Below are 18,402 nucleotides of genomic sequence, written 5' to 3' on the forward strand. Positions count from 1 at the left end.
ATTTGGAGATGGTGATAATGGTGCGTGCACCTTGGTCTGTATTTAGCCATTTTGGCATTCCGTTTTTTGTAATTACGTTTATTTTAGCTATGTTTGCCGTGACTATTTTGGTGGGGATATGGATTTACCGCGATGCTCAATCCCGGGGCCTTTCCGGTCCACTTTGGTTGGTTGTTTGGCTGGTGGCTAATTTTATCGGCCTAATAATTTACTTGATCGTACGAAATGACTATCAGCAGGGGATGAGGGAATGATGCAATGGCTAAAGAAGTATCAGCTTTATATAGCCCTTTTTGTTCTTGCCCTTGGGGCAGGTTGGGGCGCTTACCGCTATATTGACAGCACTTTGCAGGTACCCGTACCGCAGGTAGGGGTTAACGTGGACGAGAAGCAAAACGATATGACTGATGTGGTTGAACCAGAGCAGCCCATTGAGGTTGATGAGGGCGATGCTAATAAACTACGCTGCCCGTTGGATGGCGCGGTACTCATGGACTTGACTGACAAAAGACCGCTGGCAGTAATGATTGATAATTCACCGGCCGCCCGCCCGCCTCTGGGTATTGACAAAGCTGATTTGGTATACGAAGCATTGGTGGAAGGCGGCATTACCCGCCTTATGGCTGTTTTCTATCACGATAAGGCAGCGGAAGTGGGGCCCATACGCAGTGCCCGGCCCTATTTCGTTCAACTGGCTCAAGATACCAAGTCGGTATACGTACATGCCGGACAAAGTCCTCAAGCTGCGACAATGTTTAAAGAGAAAGGGATTGCACATCTTAATGAAATACCTATTACCAGGGGATTTTGGCGAGTAACTGATCGAGTGCGCCCACATAATTTACTAAGCAGTACCGATAAGCTGCATAACTTGGCTGAGGATTATAATCTTGAAAAATCTATTGAAGTTCCGGCATTTCCATTTTACAACAAGCAGCCGGAGCTGCCTGAAACCTTAAGAAACAGTGATGAAATAATCATTTATTATCCCCAGCAGTTTAGCCAGGTGAGGTATGTATATCACGAAGACAGTGGAGAATATTTGCGATTTATGGGGGAAAAGGCACATATTGATGGCAGTAATAACCTGCAGCTGAAGGCGCGGAATATTGTAGTACAGTATGTAGATACTAAGGTTATTGACGGCGAGGGCCGATTGGAAATGAATATGACGGGCAAAGGGAAGGCGATGGTATTTAATAATGGTATCGCTTACCAGGCACGATGGGAGAAAGATAATTTAAGTTCACCCACGCGCTATTATACGGTTAAAGGTGAAGAAATAAAATTCATGCCTGGACAAACTTGGATACAGATTGTACCTACTGATACCCGGGTTGACTATTAATTCTAAGTTTTCATTGGATTACAAACTTCAGTGTTGTTCTAATAGGAGTGTTTCCGTTGACTGATCAACAACTTATCACCGCCGCTCTTTTGGCGCAGAAGAATGCATATGTTCCTTATTCTAAATTCCCTGTGGGGGCAGCAGTTTTAACTAAATCCGGAAAAGTATTCACTGGCTGTAATGTGGAAAACGCTTCCTATGGTTCTACGACCTGTGCAGAGCGTACAGCTATCGCTAAAGCTGTATCCGAAGGAGAGCGGGAATTCTCTGCCATCGCTATAGTTTGTGGTTCAGGGGAATATTGTTCCCCCTGTGGTTCCTGCCGCCAGATTATTACTGAATTTGGTGAAGATATACGTGTGCTTATGGCTAATAAAGATGGGGAGTACCGCGAGAAATTATCCGCTGAATTGCTTCCCGGCTTTTTTAAGCTATAGTATGATAAAGGCAGTATGGAGGTGAAAAACAAATGACCGAAGAATATTGCTCAGGTTTCATTAGTATTATCGGGCGGCCTAATGTGGGGAAATCTACTTTGTTAAACCGGTTGGTTGGCCAGAAAATTGCTATTATGTCTGACAAACCTCAGACCACCAGAAATAAAATACAGGGTGTTTGGACCACTGATACTGCACAGGCGGTATTTATTGATACACCGGGCATTCATAAACCCCAGCACAAGCTGGGTGAATATATGGTTAAAACAGCCACAGGGGCCCTGTCCCATATGGATTTAATTCTCTATGTCGTGGATGTGTCAGTACCCTGGGGCGGTGGTGAAGAATACATAGTTAACATGCTTGAGAAACTTGAAACACCGATCTTTTTCATAGCTAATAAAATTGACCAAGTAGAGCCGGAACAATTAGCCCGGTTTTTGGATGCAGTACAAAAGCGGCATCAGTTTGCCCAGTGGGTGCCTATTTCTGCGGCAACCGGGGCAAATATGGATACGCTGCGGCAGTTGTTACTTGAGCGGCTCCCCCCGGGGCCTAAATACTACCCGGAGGACATGGTCACTGACCAACCGGAACGGTTCATTATCGCTGAACTTATACGGGAAAAAACATTGCAGCTTACGCGAGAAGAAATTCCTCATGCTTTAGCGGTAGTGGTGGAAGAAGTAAGACAGCGCAGTGAGGATATGGTTTATGTAGCTGCCACCATTTATGTGGAAAGGGATTCGCAAAAAGGAATTATAATTGGAAAGAAGGGCCAGATGTTAAAAGATATCGGCAAACTTGCCCGAGAAGATATTCAGCATTTGCTTGGCAGCCAAATTTACCTGGAATTATGGGTGAAAGTAAAGAAGGCTTGGCGGCGCAGCGAGGTAATGATTCGTAATTTTGGTTACGATTCGTCAGAAGAATGATTATGGCAGCAATAACCTAGTATTTACTTTAAGCCGCAGGGGAATTTTAATTAATGTCACTTACTTAACAGCAAAGTTTCTAACATAACAAAGGAAGGTGATAGCCTTGCGGCAAAGTGATATTTTTTGGGAACTATTCAGCAGTACCGGATATATAGGTGCGTATCTTTTGTATAAAGATACAATCATCGGTGCTGATATCGATTATGAAAGTGTGGAGAGTTCTACAGGGGAGAGGTGACGCCGGTGGCCTATTTAAAAACGCCGGGGCTGGTATTAAGAAACCTAAATTACAAGGAAGCTGACAAATTGCTGACGGTTTACACCCTAGAATATGGTAAAGTCCCGGCAGTCGCCAAAGGCGTACGTAAGGTGAAAAGCAGTATGCGCGGCGGCATACAGCTTTTCTCGCATTCGGACTTTGTCTTTTATCATGGCCGGTCCTTGGATACAGTGACCCAATGCGCAGTAATAGAGCCATTTCCTCAATTACGGTCTGATTTAGACCGTTTTGCTTTTGCTGCATACTTTGCGGAATTGGCATTGGAATCAGTACCTGAACGAGAGGCAAACCCAGATATTTTTTATCTGCTGCTTACCTGTCTGCACCTTTTGGTTACCCATGATCCTGAATTAGTGACTCGGTTGTTTGAAGTGCGGTTAATGAACGTCTTGGGGTATGCTCCGGAATTAACTAACTGTTTGTACTGCGGTGCGGAGGTTAAGGGAAGAATGCGCTTTAGCCTTCAGGATGGAGGGTTAGTATGTACTGACTGTGCCCCAGAGGCGGCAAAATTAGTGTACATAAGCCCGGGAGCAGCAGCCAATCTTAAGGCACTGAGCACGATGGATTTAGATAAATGCGGCCGGATCCGACTGTCCACGGCGCTTCGCCAGGAGTTGGCCGCGCTGTTAAGTCAGTACATTGAAACTCAGTTAGAACGTGAATTCAAAAGCAGGGCTTTTCTTGATTCCCTTAACCAGGTATAAACGTACTGCTAAAGGAAAACAATAAAACTAAAGCGGAGATTTTTTTGTACACGCATTTTAAATAAAAAATGGAGGGAAAACCATGGATGAATTGGCGAAGATAGACCAGATAAGGCAGCGGCTGGATGTATCTTACAAAGAAGCCAAAGAAGCATTAGACCAAGCGGATGGCGACGTCGTGAAGGCAATCATAGATTTAGAAGAAGAAAAGCAGCATTTTGACCATCAGTTTCATGAACACGGCAGCAAACTGATGGCGCAGATTAAGCACATATTTCAAAAAGGAAATGTCACTAAGGTGAGATTAAAAAAAGATAATGAGACGGTACTGGAAATTCCGGCCACGGTAGGTGCCTTAGGGGTGGTGGGTGCCTTGTCCAGCGCACCTTTGGCCATAATAGCCGGTATTGGTACGGTGACTGCTATGACAAAGAACTATAAGCTGGAAATCGTTCGTCCCGATGGTACTGTTGAAGAGAAACCGCTTTACCCGGAAGTAGACCCAACTGAAAAGGAATAGTGACACCTTTGATATTGACAATTGGCGCGTATTTTGCTAAAGTTGTAGAAAAATAGCAGTAGTTATTGGGCAATGCGGAAGAAATTGCTTTTTGTATCTTTACAGCGAGCCGGGGTGGTGAAAGCTGGCGGTTTTAAACAGCAATGGCGCTTCCAAGCCGCAGGAGGAACATATGGGCCATTTGGTGCATATCAGTAAAACCTGTATACCTTTGAGTGGGCCTTGCGGCCAACCAGGGTGGAACCGCGGGAAGCATAATCCCGTCCCTGATCGGGGGCGGGTTTTTTTAATTGCCAAAATAATTTTAACGGCAGGGGAGGTTGATATGATGAATTTTCAACAACTGATTTTAGAACTTAATAAATACTGGGGCGAACAGGGATGTATCATTCAACAGCCGTACGACATGGAAAAAGGAGCGGGGACAATGCATCCAGCTACGTTTTTAAGGGCCTTAGGCCCGGAACCGTGGCGTGTGGCCTATGTAGAACCATCTCGTCGCCCTACCGATGGACGTTATGGGGAAAATCCCAACCGGCTGCAGCACTATTATCAATACCAGGTGATTTTGAAGCCCTCGCCTAACAACGTTCAAGAACTTTACTTAGGCAGTCTGGAGAAAATCGGCATCGACCCTAAAAAACACGATATTCGTTTTGTGGAGGATAACTGGGAATCCCCCACATTAGGTGCTTGGGGCTTGGGTTGGGAAGTGTGGTTAGACGGTATGGAAGTTACCCAGTTTACCTATTTCCAGCAGTGTGGCGGCATAGACTGTCACCCGGTCAGTGCGGAAATTACTTACGGCATTGAACGTTTGGCCATGTATATACAGCAGAAGGATAACGTTTATGATATCCAATGGGTGGATGGAATTACTTACGGCGATGTGCACCATCAGGGTGAAGTAGATTATTCCCATTATAATTTTGAAGCAGCAGATACGGACATGCTTTTTTCTCTGTTTGATGCATATGAGAAAGAAGCACTGGCAGTAATTGCAAAGGACTTAGTCCAACCGGCCTACGACTATGTACTCAAATGCTCCCATACCTTTAACTTGTTAGATGCCCGAGGGGCCATTAGTGTTACCCAGCGTACCGGGTATATTGCCCGGGTACGTAATTTAGCCAGAGTATGCGCCAAGGGCTATGTGGAGCAGCGTGAGCGATTGAAGTTTCCTTTGGTAAAAGACAAAGCATTGCGTCAGGAATTAGCATTAGACCGCAGTAAGGAGGAGGTGTAGCCAATGACCAGGAATTTGCTTTTAGAAATTGGTACCGAAGAGATACCGGCCAGATTTATGGATAATACACTTAGTCAATTTAAAGACTATGCCATAAAAATGCTTAGCGATGCCCGGCTCGGCTATACCAGCATCAACACCTATGGAACACCACGCCGCCTGACTCTGTTGGTGTCGGAACTGGCAGAAAGGCAAGAGGACGTGAGTAAGGAAGCTAAAGGCCCGTCAAGAAAGGTAGCTTTTGACGACCAAGGTAATCCTACCAAGGCGGCCATGGGCTTTGCCAAGGGGCAGGGTGTTGATGTCACTGAATTAATGGTAAGAAAGACAGACCAGGGGGAATATGTCTTCGCCACGGTAAAAAGTGAAGGAAAGAAGAGTGCGGAGATTCTGCCGGCAATATTAAAAGAATTGATACTATCACTAAATTTCCCGAAACCTATGCGCTGGGCTTATCAGGAATTACGGTTTGCCAGGCCCATTCGTTGGCTGGCGGCGCTCTTCGGCAGCGAGGTATTGGATTTTGAACTAGCTGAAGTAATAACCGGACGACACTCAAGAGGACATCGCTTTTTGGGTGGTCAGATTTCCTTGGAAAGCGCCGACGATTACTTGTCAAAGATGGAGGAGCAGTATGTGATTGTCGATCAAGAGCGGCGGCGAGAGATGATTTGGCAGCAGATTCAAAAATTGGCCGCTGCGGAAAATGGTATTGTGGAAGAAAATGCGGAGCTCCTAGAAGAGGTCGTATATCTGTTAGAGTATCCTACTGCTCTTTGCGGCAGTTTCGAGGAAAAGTATCTTCAACTGCCGGACGAGGTGTTGATCACCCCGATGCAGGAGCATCAACGGTACTTCCCGGTAAAGGATAAAGAAGGGAAACTGTTAAATAAATTTATCACAGTACGTAATGGTACCGGCGAACATCTAGATGTCGTTACTGCGGGCAATGAGAAGGTGCTTAAGGCCCGTTTGGCAGATGCAGAGTTCTTCTACCGCGAAGATGTCAAAGAACCGCTTGAGGCAAAAGTGCCAGCCTTAAAGGATGTTGTTTTTCAGGCCCAATTGGGGACAATCTACGAGAAGGTTGAAAGAATCGAGGCACTGTCGCAGTATTTCAGCGACGTGGCAGCTCCTGGCGATAAAGAAGCAGTCCTGCGTACAGCCCATCTGGCCAAAGCAGACTTAGTGAGCCATATGGTCTATGAATTTCCGGAGCTTCAAGGGATTATGGGCGGCTACTATGCTGCTTCGCATGGTGAAGCTGAGCAGATAGCCAAAGGTATCAGTGAGCATTGGCAGCCGCGGTTTGCCGGTGATCAGCTGCCAGAAACTATTAATGGCACTATGGTTAGTTTGGCAGATAAGATGGATACGATTGTCGGCTGTTTCGGTATCGGCATTCAACCAACCGGTTCCCAGGACCCATATGCGCTTCGCCGTCAGGCGATGGGTATCTGTTTGATTATCTTGGATAGGGGATTGACAGTCTCCTTAGAAAATATGGTGGAAAAAGCTTATAACTTGTACGGTGACAAATTATCTAAATCTCTGGCAGAAGTACAGGAAAATGTACTAAAGTTTTTTCGGCAGCGGATGGAAAATATTTTTCAGGAACAAGAGAGTCTGCGATACGATGTAGTGGAGGCGGTGCTGGCGGCAGGTTATGACAGTCCAGCGGATGCTCTTAAGCGGGCTAAAGCCCTGGATAACTTCCGGCAGGATGAACAGTTTGAAGCTCTGACAACTGCATTTAAACGTGCTGCCAACTTGGTGGAAAAGGCAGAGACTGCCGGGCAGGTTAATGAAGATTTGTTGGCCGAAGCGGCAGAAAAAGACCTGTGGCAGGCAATTGTTAAAGTGGAAGAAAGGCTTGAACGGACGGATGATTATTATAATGCCTTGTTGGAAATCGCTGGTTTGCGCCAGCCTGTGGATGAATTTTTTGAGCAGCTAATGGTGATGACCGATGATCAGGAGGTTCGTGAAAATCGCTTAGCTCTATTAAGGCATATTCGTGACCTGTTGGTGGGTAAGACCGGTATCCGATTGGAACTGATAAACTAGTAAATAAACGGGACGGTGAGCGCCGTCCCTAAACTTTATTAAAGAGGTAAAAAAATGACTGGGATTATTTTGGCCGGCGGGAAAAGTACCCGCATGGGCAGTAGTAAGGCACTGCTTAACATAGGGGGAAAAACTGTGGTGCAGCGGGTAATTGAAGTGCTGCAGACAATTTTTCCACAAATAATTATTGTCGCCAATGATGAAGAAACCTATCGCCATCTTGGTTACCCGATTGTTGGGGACATTATTTCTGGTTATGGACCGCTGGGCGGTCTCCATGCCGGCCTGACAGCAAGCAGCAGTGAGGTTAATTTCCTTGTGGCTTGTGATATGCCACTATTACAGCCTGCTCTTATTCGGTTCATGATTTCTCAGACCAAGGATTATGACGCTGTTTTGCCCAAAAGCGGGCCTTATCTGGAGCCGCTGCATGCAGTTTATAAGCGCAGCTGCCTCCCGGCAGTGGAGAAGGTTATGGCTGCTGGGCGGAAAAAAGTTACTTCATTTTTTGACGATATCAGCATAAATTATCTCGAAGAAGAGGAACTGGTCGCCTATGGCCAACCGAAACGAGCTTTTTTAAATGTTAATACCCCTGAAGATTGGTTGACAGTACGCAAGTTGTTGCAGGATTTGGAGGAATAATTATGATACCTGTTATTTCATTTGTAGGCAGGTCAAATGTGGGCAAGACGACCTACTTGGAAAAGCTTATAACCGAGCTGACCCGGCGGGGAATAAAGGTTGCCGTCATCAAACACACGCAGCATTTTGAGATGGATAAACCGGGCAAGGATACATATAGACATGCCAGGGCCGGCGCCAGTACGGTGGTCATCTCTTCGCCAGAAAAAATGGCCTTACTTGACTATTCGGGGCAGGAACGGCCGTTAGATGAAATCACCGCAGTGATAACTGGTGTCGATTTGATTATTACTGAGGGCTATAAGCATGGTGATAAGCCTAAGATTGAGGTATGCCGGCGGGAGACCTCTCAGGAATTGGTGTGCAGCCTTGAAGAACTTGTGGCGGTGGTGGCTGATTTTCCCTTGGAAGTGGATGTGCCCCGGTTTGACCTCGACGATGCTGTACCATTGGCTGACTTTTTACAGTACAAGATTTTGAAGTAATCTTATTATACTAATCTAGCAGTGGTGGAAGGACTTTAGCCGCCGATATCGTATATAATAAAAAGTATATAATATTAACGGTTTTACACTAAAAAGTATGACATAATAATAATGAAGGTGGTGACCCCTATCCAACTAACCCCGCGACAGAAAAAAATTGTGGAAATTGTCAAGCGGTCAGGGCCTATCACCGGTGAATTGATCGCCAAAGAGGTTAACCTTACCCGGGCCACATTGCGTCCAGACCTGGCTATTCTTACCATGTCCGGCATCTTGGATGCGCGACCGCGGGTGGGTTATTTTTATAGCGGCAAGTCAGCCGGCTCGTTATTGGTCGAAGAGATAAGGCGCATGAGGGTAAAGGATTTAAAATCTGTACCTGTAGTTGTTAGAGAAGAGACATCCGTATACGATGCTATAGTCACCCTGTTTGTGGAGGATGTAGGTACACTGATAGTGGTCAGTGAGGGTGGTTTCCTAGAAGGAGTGGTGTCCCGTAAGGACCTGCTCAAAGTGACCATCGGACAGAATGATGTACGTCAGGTACCGGTGAATATGGCCATGACCCGCATGCCTAACATAATTATAACTACCATGGATGAGACCATTCATCTGGCAGCAGCCAAGTTGATTGAGCACCAAGTGGATGCTTTGCCGGTGGTTCGGAAAATTATTAATGACCAGGGTCTGGAGAAACTAGAGGTAGTGGGGCGGATTACCAAGAGTAATATTACCCAGTTGTTCGTGGAGCTGGGCGAAGACAAATAAGTCAGAAAGGGTGAAGGCCTATTTATAGTAATGAGTCACCTGTAATTTATGTAATTTCGGATTCTTTGGGTGAAACGGCGGAGTTTGTCGCCCGGGCCGCGGGTAGTCAATTTAATTCCGGGCGTGTGGAGCTGAGGCGAGTACCTTATGTGGGTGATAAGCAGCAGATTTGCGATATAGTTGAAGAGGCTCGCGGCTTTAAGGCGGTAATAGCTTATACCATTGTTATCCCTGAGCTTAAAGAAGAACTGCTTCGCTTGACCGAGACCTATAAAATTCCCACTGTGGACATTTTAGGGCCTATGGTCGAAGCTGTTGCCGAGGTGACCGGTACTGAACCCAAGTTAGAAGCGGGGCTGCTGCGTAAGTTGGATGAACAATACTTTCGTAAAGTAGAGGCCATTGAATTTGCGGTCAAATATGATGACGGCAAAGACCCCAGGGGGCTTGATTATGCTGATGTGGTATTGGTAGGCGTCTCTCGTACATCTAAAACGCCGGTAAGCATGTATTTGGCTCACAAAAGGATAAAAGCAGCCAATATCCCCTTGGTTCCAGAAGTGGCTGCACCTGAAGAGCTGTTCGATATTACATCCAAGAAAATCTTTGGCTTAACTATCAGCCCCCAACTTTTAAATGAAATTCGTCAGGAAAGATTAAAAACTTTGGGGTTGACAGCGAACGCCGATTACGCTAATCTCGAAAGAATTCTGAAAGAGCTTGATTACGCGGAGAGGATCATGAAACGTATTGGCTGTCCTATCATTGATGTAACCAATAAAGCGGTGGAAGAAACCGCCAGCACCATTTTAGAACTATATTATAAGGGGGAGCGTTATGTCTAGTAAAAAGTATGTGTACCTATTTTCCGAGGGTAAAGCGGATATGAAGCCGCTGCTCGGCGGTAAAGGGGCTAACTTGGCAGAAATGACTGGTATTGGCCTGCCGGTACCGCCGGGACTGACTATCACTACCGAGGCTTGTAATCAATATTTTGCCGAGGGTCAAAACTTTCCCGCAGGAATGGAACAACAGTTGAAAGAACAACTGGCAGAAGTGGAAGAGAATGCGGGTAAAGAATTCGGTAATGCTAAGGATCCGCTGCTGGTATCGGTGCGTTCTGGTTCGGTGATATCCATGCCGGGTATGATGGACACCATCTTAAATTTGGGGCTTAATGATCAGACAGTGGAAGCAGTGGCAGAAATATCGGGGGACCGGCGTTTTGCCTTGGATTGTTACCGGCGTTTTATTCAGATGTTTAGTGATGTTGTACTGGGTGTAGAACACTACCACTTTGAGCAGGTATTGGATAAATATAAAGAAAAGCAGGGGGTGGAGTTTGACTATCAGCTTACCCCAGAAAGTCTTTACGCTATAATTGATGATTATAAGAAATTAGTATCTCGGAAAGCGGGATTGCAATTTCCCCAAGAGGCCATGGAACAGCTGCTGATGGCAGTGCGGGCGGTGTTTGACTCATGGCATAATCAGCGGGCGATTGTCTACCGTAAGATTAATAAAATTCCCGATGAACTAGGGACCGCCGTTAATGTACAGTCTATGGTATTTGGTAACATGGGGGATAACTGCGGCACCGGTGTGGCATTCACCAGAAACCCCTCCACCGGCGAAAAGAAACTTTATGGTGAATATTTGATTAATGCCCAGGGTGAAGATGTGGTAGCAGGTATCCGTACCCCCCAGCCCATTATCAGTATGCAAAAAGATTTGTCCACTGTTTACAAACAGTTTGTGGAGACATGTGAACTGCTGGAGAAGCATTATCGAGATATGCAGGATATAGAATTTACAATAGAGCGGGGAACTCTCTACATGCTGCAAACTCGTACCGGTAAGCGTACTGCCAGTGCGGCCGTAAAAATTGCGGTAGATATGGTAGATGAAGGCCTGATTAATAAGGAAGAGGCTTTACTAAGGGTTGACCCGGATCAATTGGACCAGCTGTTGCATCGCCGGGTTAAGCCCGACGCCGTACTTAATATTATAGCCAAGGGTTTGCCGGCTTCTCCCGGAGCAGCATCGGGCAAGGTAGTCTTTGATGCTGATGAAGCAGAGGAATTAAATAAAGCCGGCATTAAGGTACTGCTGGTGCGTACCGAAACCACTCCCGACGATATTCACGGTATTGTAGCGGCCGAGGGTATTTTAACCAGCCGCGGCGGTATGACCAGTCACGCTGCTGTCGTAGCCCGAGGCATGGGTAAACCTTGTGTCTGCGGTTGTGAAGGGATTAGAATCGATGCAGCTGCGGGACGGTTTACTACTAAAGATGGCGTTGTAGTTAATGACGGTGACCTTATTTCCATTGACGGTGGTGCCGGTAAGGTAATCCAGGGAGATGTGCCCATGATAGACCCTGAGTTGAGCGATGAATTCCAGACACTGCTTGAATGGTCTGATGACGTGCGCACTCTAGGAATTCGTGCTAATGCTGATAACCCCGAAGATGCTGAGAAAGCCCGGGAATTTGGTGCTGCGGGTATCGGGCTCTGTCGTACCGAGCACATGTTTATGGCTCAGGACCGACTGCCCATAGTTCAAGAGATGATTTTGGCAGATAGTATTGCTGCGCGGAAGAAAGCGCTGGATAAATTACTGCCTATGCAGCAGGGTGATTTTTACGGCATTTTAAAGGCCATGCAGGGATATCCCGTGACTATCAGACTGTTAGATCCGCCGCTACATGAATTTCTGCCAAATGCAGAAGAATTGGCCGTGGAAATTACGGCTTTGAAGCTAAAAGGCAAGGTACAAGAGGCGAAGGAGAAGGACGTCCTGCTCAGTCAAGTAAGGGCACTCAGTGAGTTTAACCCTATGCTTGGGCATCGTGGCTGCCGCTTAGGGATTACCTTCCCTGAAGTTTATGCCATGCAGGCAAGGGCCATTTTTCAAGCAGTGGTACAACTGACCCAAGAAGGTTACGATGTTAAACCTGAAGTGGAAATCCCTCTGGTAGGACACATAAATGAGTTGTCTAGATTGAGAAAGCTGGTTATTGAAACCGGTGAGCAAGTGAAGGAAGAAAGCGGCGTAGATTTTGAATATGATGTAGGTACAATGATTGAACTGCCTAGGGCCTGCGCTACAGCCGGGGAAATTGCCAAAGAAGCCGATTTCTTTTCTTTTGGCACTAATGACCTGACCCAGACCACCTTTGGTTTTAGCCGGGACGATGCCGAAGGTAAATTTCTGCATCAATATGTGGAGGAAAAAATCCTTGCGGATAACCCATTTATTGTCTTGGACCGTCAGGGTGTGGGTGCATTGATGCAGATGGCAGTCGGCCAGGCCCGTACTACCAAGCCGGACCTGTTGATCGGCATCTGTGGTGAGCATGGCGGCGAACCCAGTTCCATTGAATTCTGCCATCAAGTCGGTTTGGATTTTGTCAGCTGCTCACCTTTCCGAGTGCCCATCGCCAGATTAGCTGCTGCCCAAGCCGCAGTAAATAAATAACCTACTAAAACCGGGGTGCCCATAGGGGCACCCTTTACCATAACATGCCATATAATCGGAATTCTATGGGAATTTTCGAATTCTTTTATCCGGCTTGTTTAAAGTATGATTCAACCTCTTTAGGGTGGACTTGCCATATTTGCTCTATTCCTTCCATCGAAGGTAAAATATTACCATACTGGATAAAGGGAGGAGCGGGTTAATGGCAGGTTTACGAAGAAGTATTCGCATTTTGATTTGTAGTCTAGTTTTTACCCTTACCTTAGCATTGGCTGCCCAGGCTGCAGGTCTGGGTGAGCGTACATTACGCTATGGTATGACCGGGGAAGATGTGGGGCAGTTACAGCAGAGTTTGCAGCAGCGAGGTTATTATCAGGATTATCGTGTTGATGGTATTTATGGACCTGGAACCTTAAAGGGTGTGCAGAATTTTCAGCGTGATCAGGCACTTGCGGTAACCGGTGTGGTGGCTGGGGAAACAATGGACAGGCTGGTACCGCAGCAAGCAGGGATGCAGTTAATCAGAGCCACTCACTTGGTAGCGAGAGGTGATACACTCTGGCTTCTGTCCCAACGGTACGGCACTACGGTTTCGGCCATAATGGCGGCAAATGGAATGAACGGCAGTATTATCTACATAGGCCAGACCTTGGCTATTCCTGCTGCAGGTGAGGTAAAGATGCCTACGCCTTCGCGGGGTGGTAACAGATCTGCTGACTTAGTGTCCTGGGATCAGGCTAAGGAAATCTTTGCTATGTATGATTATGCTGTGGTGACTGATGTAGCTACAGGGATAGCATTTAAGGTACAGCGGCGAGGTGGGTCTCTCCATGCTGATTCACAGCCACTTACTGCGGTAGATACGGCAAAGATGAAACAAATCTACGGTGAATGGAGTTGGGCTCGCCGGGCTATTACTGTCACAGTAGACGGGCGCACTATGGCTGCTTCAATGAATGGTATGCCTCATGGAGATGGCGCTATTAAAGATAACAACTTTCCTGGACATTTTTGTATTCATTTCTTAGGCAGCCGCACTCATGGTACGAAAAGTTTGGATCCGGCCCATCAACAGGCAGTAAGAGTTGCTGCCGGGTTGGAATAACATTAAAGGGTTGTCTCTTCCAAAGAGACAACCCTTTTTAAATAGCTACTAAATATTTTTTCCACTAATTTTTTGGCCTTCTTTAAGACCCTTAAGCTGTGGGTTTAAGATTACATTATCGCCTGGAGCTAATCCATCTTCAATAACGATATTGCGGTCATTCTCAAAGCCCGTTTTTACTTGGTGGATTGAGGCCTTTCCATCCTTAATCAACCATAGTGCTTTACCATCTTGATATGGGAATAAGGTCGTCTTAGGCACAATCAGCTTACCTTCTTGTTTGGCAGTAGTGAAAATAACATCCAGACTGTAGCCGGGACGCAGCGAAAGTGTATCCGGTATTTTTGGCGCGATAGTCACTTTCACCCGCTTTTCTTCCAATCCCAGGGCCGATATTTTGTCAACTGCCGCCGGCGCGATTGTTTTAACGGTGCCACTAAAGCGGACATCGTCTTCCTGGTTATCTTGGACGAGGTCTACCTGCATACCAGGGCTTATCCGATTAACATCTTCGGTAAGGATGTAGGTTTCAATTTGATAGTTTTCCTTTTGGAATATTATCATCATCGGTGCGTTAGGGACAACAGCTTCACCTTCCTTGACAGCTAAGTTGGCTATGATGCCGTCCACCGGCGCTTTAATGTTCATCTGTTCAATTTTGTGCTCCAATAAATCAATTTGTGCTGCTATACTTTCGGCTTTGCCGCTGTAATTCTGCTGCTGTTGAGCCAGATTTGTTTCCGCTGCTTCAAAAGCACTTTGGGCCGCTTCTAATTCCGCTTTTGTTAAAGCGCCGCTGGCGAAAAGCTGCTGACTGCGCTGGTAATCAGTCCTTGCTGTGTCAAGCTGACGTTTCGCCTGGGTTGCCGCAAGCTTACCCAGGTAGGTGAGTTTCTTTTCTGCCTTTAGTTGTTCTAATTGCAGTTCTAATTCTTGGCTGTCCAAGGCTGCCAGCACATCAGCAGAATGTACCTGCTGACCTTCTTCCACGTTTAAGCTAATAATCTTGCCGCCATAAGTAGGGAAAATGGGGCGCTGTACCTGGGAAACTACCTCTCCTTCTTCTTCAAAAACTTTGCTGATCGTATCCGGTGATACCGTCAACACATCCACTTCTAATCCTTTGGTACTTTCGGTAAAGAAGGCGCCCGCAATGATAAGGGCAATAACTGCTCCTAAAATTATTTTCCATTTTCGTTTCACGATATTTCACCTACTTTCATTTATTCGTGCGCTTTTAAAGCTTCTACCAAGCTCATCCGGGCAATTTTCCTTGCAGCTATACGTTGTGCAACCCAGATACTCACTACTGTCACAAAAAATGCAATCGCAAAGGATGATGGGGTAATCCCCGTAGGCATGGTATAGACATCATTGCTGATGGATTGAGAAATACCCTCTAAGAACATCTTAGACATGGGTATACCGCCCAATATTGCAAAAAAAGCAATAAACCACTGTTCAAAAGTGATGACTGAAAGTACTTCAGCGGGCGTCATACCTAACACCCTCATGGAGGCCAATTCATGGCTGCGTTCGGACAGGGTGATCACCGACGAATTATAGATAATGGCAAAGCTGATTATAATGCCAATCAAAGCATAAATATAAATCATACTGCCATATGAAGCCATTAATTCTTGGGACTGCTGCAGCCGTTTTTTTTGGTTATCAATACCTGCGATAACAGCACTTTGCCTATATTCTTTTTGAAGCGGCTCAACTTTAGACTGCTCCATGCTGACCATGAAGGAGGTGGCTAAGTCTTTTTGTCCCGTGAATTTTTGCAGGGCCGTAAGTTCCATATATGAATTGGAACCTAGGTACTGGGGAATTATGCCCACCACTTCAAGGTATTTTTCCTTTTCTGTTTCTCTTAGTAATAAATTTTTTACCTTTAGTGACGTGCCCACCCGGGCATTGAGAAGTCCTGCCAGTCGTTCAGACAATAGTATACCGTCAACGGGCGGGGATACTTTATTATAATCCTTATCTAAGATATGATAAAGACTACTATCGTTTGGTATACCCAGCATTAGTACATCTTCTTTATGCCAATTATTCTTTAGGGTTACCGGTACCTCGGCCAAAGCTTCCACTTTATTGACGCCGGGGAAGTTGTATAACTCTCTTTGTATCTTACCCTCGGTCCCAGGCGCTACCAAGGTAACTTTGACATCGTAGGTTTCTATTTTCTCATATTGGTCAAAGAGCATTTTTTGCACTAAATCATTCATGGACCAGGTAAATCCCAAAATAGCAAAGCTAAACATGATGCCCAAAAAGATAAAGACACTGCGTCCCTTATTACGAGAGATATTACGTACTGCCATTTTTCCCTGAACAGTTAACATCGCCCAAAAAATACTGATTCTCTCCAGTAGAACTTTCTTGGCATCCGGCGGCGCAGGGGGCCGCATTGCTTCAGCTGGTTCTAGTCGAAGTATTTTCTTACATCCTTGGTAACCGGCAAACAATGAAAAGAGCAGCGACAGCAAGATACCGGTAATTAAATAGCCGGGAGAAAAACTGCTTTTTAGACCGGGCAGACTAAAAAACATTTCGTACATATCTGTAAAGGGGTAGGACAGGGCTATGCCGGTAAGCCCGCCAAAAATTCCACCCGCTGCACCTAGTACTACTGCGTATGAGAGATAGTGGAGTAGAATTTCCCGATAAGTAAAACCAAAGGCTTTTAAAATGCCGATCTGGCCGCGCTGCTGCTCAACCGTTCGTTTAAGCATGATGTACAGGATCATTCCAGCTACGGCCAGGAAAAAGGTTGGCAGTGCAGTGGCCATAGATTCCAGACCGTCGATTTCACCTGTTAGCAGCAGGTGACTGGTTTGGTCTTTGCGGGGATACAGCCTTGTCAGACCAAATCGGTCAAGCTTGGACTCAAGGCGCTCTTCCACACTGTTGTACTGGGCATCGGGCTCTAAAGTAAATACCAGGCTATTTATTGCGGCCTGGGTGGGGAATAAACGCTGCATAATTTCCCGAGGTATAAAGGCCACGCCAAAGCTTTCCGGAGAAGGATAGAGGTCGCTTGATGTGCGCAAAGCGTAGACAAATTCAGGACTAATACCGACACCGACGACCTGTAAACTTTTTTTCTTCCCTTCGGCAATGATATTGAGCTCATCATTAAGGGATAATTTATTAGCTTCATAGAACTTATTATCTATCCAGATATTACTTTCTTCGTTAGTCAAGGGAATACCCTGACTCAAATTAACTCCGTTAATCGGATTAGCTTCATTTGGATCTACCGATACCAGACGGAGGTAGACATTTTCCTCTCGTTGGGGGAGGAGTACCTGGACATCCTTTACTATGCGTCCTTGGATATCCTTAATACCGGGCGTATCCCTGAGGTGGCTAACCTCAGAAAAGGGAATGGCCTGAACATCGGCAAAACCATCAGCAAAATTTTGGTTTTGATAGAATGTGTTCTTTGATAAAGTTAAGTTATCAATTACCATGGAGAAAGAGGTATAAATCATTAGTCCGATAATGATAATGACCAAGCAGGCAATATATGCGCCACGGTTCTCCTTCAAATCCCGAAACATCTTCGCCCAAAGCATCACCAGTTCACCTGCTCCGGTGGGACGGGATTGTTATTGACCTCAACATCGGCCAACCTGCCGTCCTTGAGATGAAAAATCCGGTCAGCAATGGCGCTGATTGCTGTATTGTGTGTAATAATTGCCACTGTCTTATCATAGGTTCTTGAAAACTCTTTTAATAGGCCCAGCACTTGAATACTGGTTTGGGAATCCAGCGCGCCGGTAGGTTCATCGCATAGAAGCATTTTTGGATTCTTCACCAAGGCCCGGGCCAACGCAACCCGCTGCTGCTGACCACCGGATAATTGCGCAGGAAAATGGTTTTGCCGGTCTAAAAGACCCACTTTACCAAGGGTTTCGTCCACCGGCAGCGGTTTCGTCACAATTTGAGCCGCTAGACTGACGTTCTCGTGGGCGGTGAGGTTGGGCATTAAGTTATAGAACTGAAAGACAAAGCCTACATCATTTCTACGGAAGAGAGTAAGCTTCTTACTATCGGCGGTATGCAGGGGAACATCCTGATAGAAGAGTTCACCTTCGCTTGCCTGATCCATGCCGCCGATGATGTTTAAAAGAGTACTCTTTCCCGAACCGCTGGGTCCCAGAATTACTACCAGCTCGCCTTGATACAGTTGGAAAGTTGCCGCCTTTAATGCCTCAACTCTTACTTCACCCATTTGATAGTACTTTGATAGATTTTTGGCTGTGATTAAGGGGTCCATAATTATCCCTTCTTCCAAAAATATTGTTATATAAGTGTAGCTTGTTGTAGTAACATCTATACTGGAGTATATATCTAATTAT

19 protein-coding genes are annotated in these 18,402 nt (G+C 45.9%); 16 read left to right on the top strand and 3 right to left on the bottom strand.

Annotation, left to right across the window (positions count from 1 at the left end; genetic code table 11):
* Positions 1-17 precede the first annotated feature (17 nt).
* From MFMK1_RS05495 to MFMK1_RS05570, 16 genes are all read left to right on the top strand, one after another.
* Positions 18-254 carry a hypothetical protein gene (locus MFMK1_RS05495; RefSeq protein WP_366924135.1) on the top strand — a complete coding sequence of 79 codons (237 nt, stop codon included), beginning with the start codon at positions 18-20 and terminating at the stop codon, positions 252-254.
* Complete coding sequence (locus MFMK1_RS05500) at positions 251-1,348, top strand: DUF3048 domain-containing protein (protein ID WP_366924136.1); 1,098 nt, start codon at positions 251-253, stop codon at positions 1,346-1,348. Before MFMK1_RS05495 ends, MFMK1_RS05500 begins: the two co-directional genes overlap by 4 nt.
* A gap of 56 nt (positions 1,349-1,404) precedes the next feature.
* Positions 1,405-1,785: a cytidine deaminase gene (locus MFMK1_RS05505; protein WP_366924137.1), complete on the top strand. Its 381-nt coding sequence runs from the start codon at positions 1,405-1,407 to the stop codon at positions 1,783-1,785.
* A gap of 32 nt (positions 1,786-1,817) precedes the next feature.
* Positions 1,818-2,720 carry a GTPase Era gene (era, locus tag MFMK1_RS05510; protein WP_366924138.1) on the top strand — a complete coding sequence of 301 codons (903 nt, stop codon included), beginning with the start codon at positions 1,818-1,820 and terminating at the stop codon, positions 2,718-2,720.
* Between the two features lie 106 nt (positions 2,721-2,826).
* On the top strand, positions 2,827-2,961 hold the full coding sequence (locus MFMK1_RS05515; RefSeq protein WP_366924139.1) for a hypothetical protein: 135 nt from the start codon (positions 2,827-2,829) through the stop codon (positions 2,959-2,961).
* A gap of 5 nt (positions 2,962-2,966) precedes the next feature.
* Entirely contained in the window at positions 2,967-3,710 is a 744-nt protein-coding gene (gene recO / locus MFMK1_RS05520; RefSeq protein ID WP_366924140.1) for a DNA repair protein RecO, read from the top strand.
* Positions 3,711-3,792: 82 nt separating this feature from the next.
* Positions 3,793-4,230, top strand: coding sequence for a DUF4342 domain-containing protein (locus MFMK1_RS05525; protein WP_366924141.1), 438 nt, complete (start codon positions 3,793-3,795; stop codon positions 4,228-4,230).
* A gap of 72 nt (positions 4,231-4,302) precedes the next feature.
* Positions 4,303-4,428, top strand: a complete 126-nt coding sequence (locus MFMK1_RS05530) for a hypothetical protein (protein WP_366924142.1) — start codon at positions 4,303-4,305, stop codon at positions 4,426-4,428.
* Between the two features lie 130 nt (positions 4,429-4,558).
* The gene (gene glyQ / locus MFMK1_RS05535) at positions 4,559-5,476 is read left to right on the top strand and encodes a glycine--tRNA ligase subunit alpha (RefSeq protein WP_366924886.1); all 918 of its coding nucleotides are present in this window, start codon (positions 4,559-4,561) and stop codon (positions 5,474-5,476) included.
* A 3-nt stretch (positions 5,477-5,479) separates the two neighbouring features.
* A complete protein-coding gene (glyS, locus tag MFMK1_RS05540; protein ID WP_366924143.1) occupies positions 5,480-7,543 on the top strand; it encodes a glycine--tRNA ligase subunit beta in 2,064 nt (687 codons plus the stop codon).
* Between the two features lie 54 nt (positions 7,544-7,597).
* Entirely contained in the window at positions 7,598-8,188 is a 591-nt protein-coding gene (mobA, locus tag MFMK1_RS05545) for a molybdenum cofactor guanylyltransferase (RefSeq protein ID WP_366924144.1), read from the top strand.
* A gap of 2 nt (positions 8,189-8,190) precedes the next feature.
* Complete coding sequence (gene mobB, locus MFMK1_RS05550; protein ID WP_366924145.1) at positions 8,191-8,673, top strand: molybdopterin-guanine dinucleotide biosynthesis protein B; 483 nt, start codon at positions 8,191-8,193, stop codon at positions 8,671-8,673.
* Between the two features lie 129 nt (positions 8,674-8,802).
* Positions 8,803-9,441: a transcriptional regulator CcpN gene (gene ccpN, locus MFMK1_RS05555; protein ID WP_366924887.1), complete on the top strand. Its 639-nt coding sequence runs from the start codon at positions 8,803-8,805 to the stop codon at positions 9,439-9,441.
* 65 nt (positions 9,442-9,506) lie between these two features.
* Positions 9,507-10,286 carry a pyruvate, water dikinase regulatory protein gene (locus MFMK1_RS05560; protein WP_366924146.1) on the top strand — a complete coding sequence of 260 codons (780 nt, stop codon included), beginning with the start codon at positions 9,507-9,509 and terminating at the stop codon, positions 10,284-10,286.
* On the top strand, positions 10,279-12,921 hold the full coding sequence (ppdK, locus tag MFMK1_RS05565) for a pyruvate, phosphate dikinase (protein WP_366924147.1): 2,643 nt from the start codon (positions 10,279-10,281) through the stop codon (positions 12,919-12,921). The genes MFMK1_RS05560 and ppdK overlap by 8 nt, the downstream gene beginning before the upstream one ends.
* 202 nt (positions 12,922-13,123) lie before the next feature.
* Positions 13,124-14,026, top strand: coding sequence for a LysM peptidoglycan-binding domain-containing protein (locus MFMK1_RS05570; protein ID WP_366924148.1), 903 nt, complete (start codon positions 13,124-13,126; stop codon positions 14,024-14,026).
* 48 nt (positions 14,027-14,074) lie between these two features.
* Here the strand turns inward: MFMK1_RS05570 and MFMK1_RS05575 are convergent, their stop codons facing one another.
* Genes MFMK1_RS05575 through MFMK1_RS05585 form a run of 3 tightly spaced genes read right to left on the bottom strand, consistent with a single transcriptional unit; the run spans position 14,075 to position 18,320 of the window.
* Positions 14,075-15,229 (bottom strand): efflux RND transporter periplasmic adaptor subunit, encoded by a 1,155-nt coding sequence (locus tag MFMK1_RS05575; protein WP_366924149.1) that lies wholly within the window; start codon positions 15,227-15,229, stop codon positions 14,075-14,077.
* A gap of 20 nt (positions 15,230-15,249) precedes the next feature.
* Positions 15,250-17,616, bottom strand: coding sequence for an ABC transporter permease (locus MFMK1_RS05580; RefSeq protein WP_366924888.1), 2,367 nt, complete (start codon positions 17,614-17,616; stop codon positions 15,250-15,252).
* The gene (locus tag MFMK1_RS05585; protein ID WP_366924150.1) at positions 17,616-18,320 is read right to left on the bottom strand and encodes an ABC transporter ATP-binding protein; all 705 of its coding nucleotides are present in this window, start codon (positions 18,318-18,320) and stop codon (positions 17,616-17,618) included. The genes MFMK1_RS05580 and MFMK1_RS05585 overlap by 1 nt, the downstream gene beginning before the upstream one ends.
* Positions 18,321-18,402 lie beyond the last annotated feature (82 nt).

The sequence above is a fragment of the Metallumcola ferriviriculae genome (assembly GCF_035573695.1).
GTDB lineage: Bacteria > Bacillota > JADQBR01 > JADQBR01 > JADQBR01 > Metallumcola > Metallumcola ferriviriculae.

Bases quoted from the DNA above. Each gene is read 5' to 3' on its own strand.
- MFMK1_RS05530 (WP_366924142.1), top strand. From the start codon at position 4,303: ATGCGGAAGAAATTGCTTTTTGTATCTTTACAGCGAGCCGGGGTGGTG.
- MFMK1_RS05585 (WP_366924150.1), bottom strand. From the start codon at position 18,320: ATGGACCCCTTAATCACAGCCAAAAATCTATCAAAGTACTATCAAATG.
- era (WP_366924138.1), top strand. From the start codon at position 1,818: ATGACCGAAGAATATTGCTCAGGTTTCATTAGTATTATCGGGCGGCCT.
- glyS (WP_366924143.1), top strand. From the start codon at position 5,480: ATGACCAGGAATTTGCTTTTAGAAATTGGTACCGAAGAGATACCGGCC.
- MFMK1_RS05570 (WP_366924148.1), top strand. From the start codon at position 13,124: ATGGCAGGTTTACGAAGAAGTATTCGCATTTTGATTTGTAGTCTAGTT.
- mobA (WP_366924144.1), top strand. From the start codon at position 7,598: ATGACTGGGATTATTTTGGCCGGCGGGAAAAGTACCCGCATGGGCAGT.
- mobB (WP_366924145.1), top strand. From the start codon at position 8,191: ATGATACCTGTTATTTCATTTGTAGGCAGGTCAAATGTGGGCAAGACG.
- glyQ (WP_366924886.1), top strand. From the start codon at position 4,559: ATGAATTTTCAACAACTGATTTTAGAACTTAATAAATACTGGGGCGAA.
- MFMK1_RS05495 (WP_366924135.1), top strand. From the start codon at position 18: ATGGTGCGTGCACCTTGGTCTGTATTTAGCCATTTTGGCATTCCGTTT.
- ppdK (WP_366924147.1), top strand. From the start codon at position 10,279: ATGTCTAGTAAAAAGTATGTGTACCTATTTTCCGAGGGTAAAGCGGAT.
- MFMK1_RS05500 (WP_366924136.1), top strand. From the start codon at position 251: ATGATGCAATGGCTAAAGAAGTATCAGCTTTATATAGCCCTTTTTGTT.
- MFMK1_RS05525 (WP_366924141.1), top strand. From the start codon at position 3,793: ATGGATGAATTGGCGAAGATAGACCAGATAAGGCAGCGGCTGGATGTA.
- MFMK1_RS05580 (WP_366924888.1), bottom strand. From the start codon at position 17,616: ATGCTTTGGGCGAAGATGTTTCGGGATTTGAAGGAGAACCGTGGCGCA.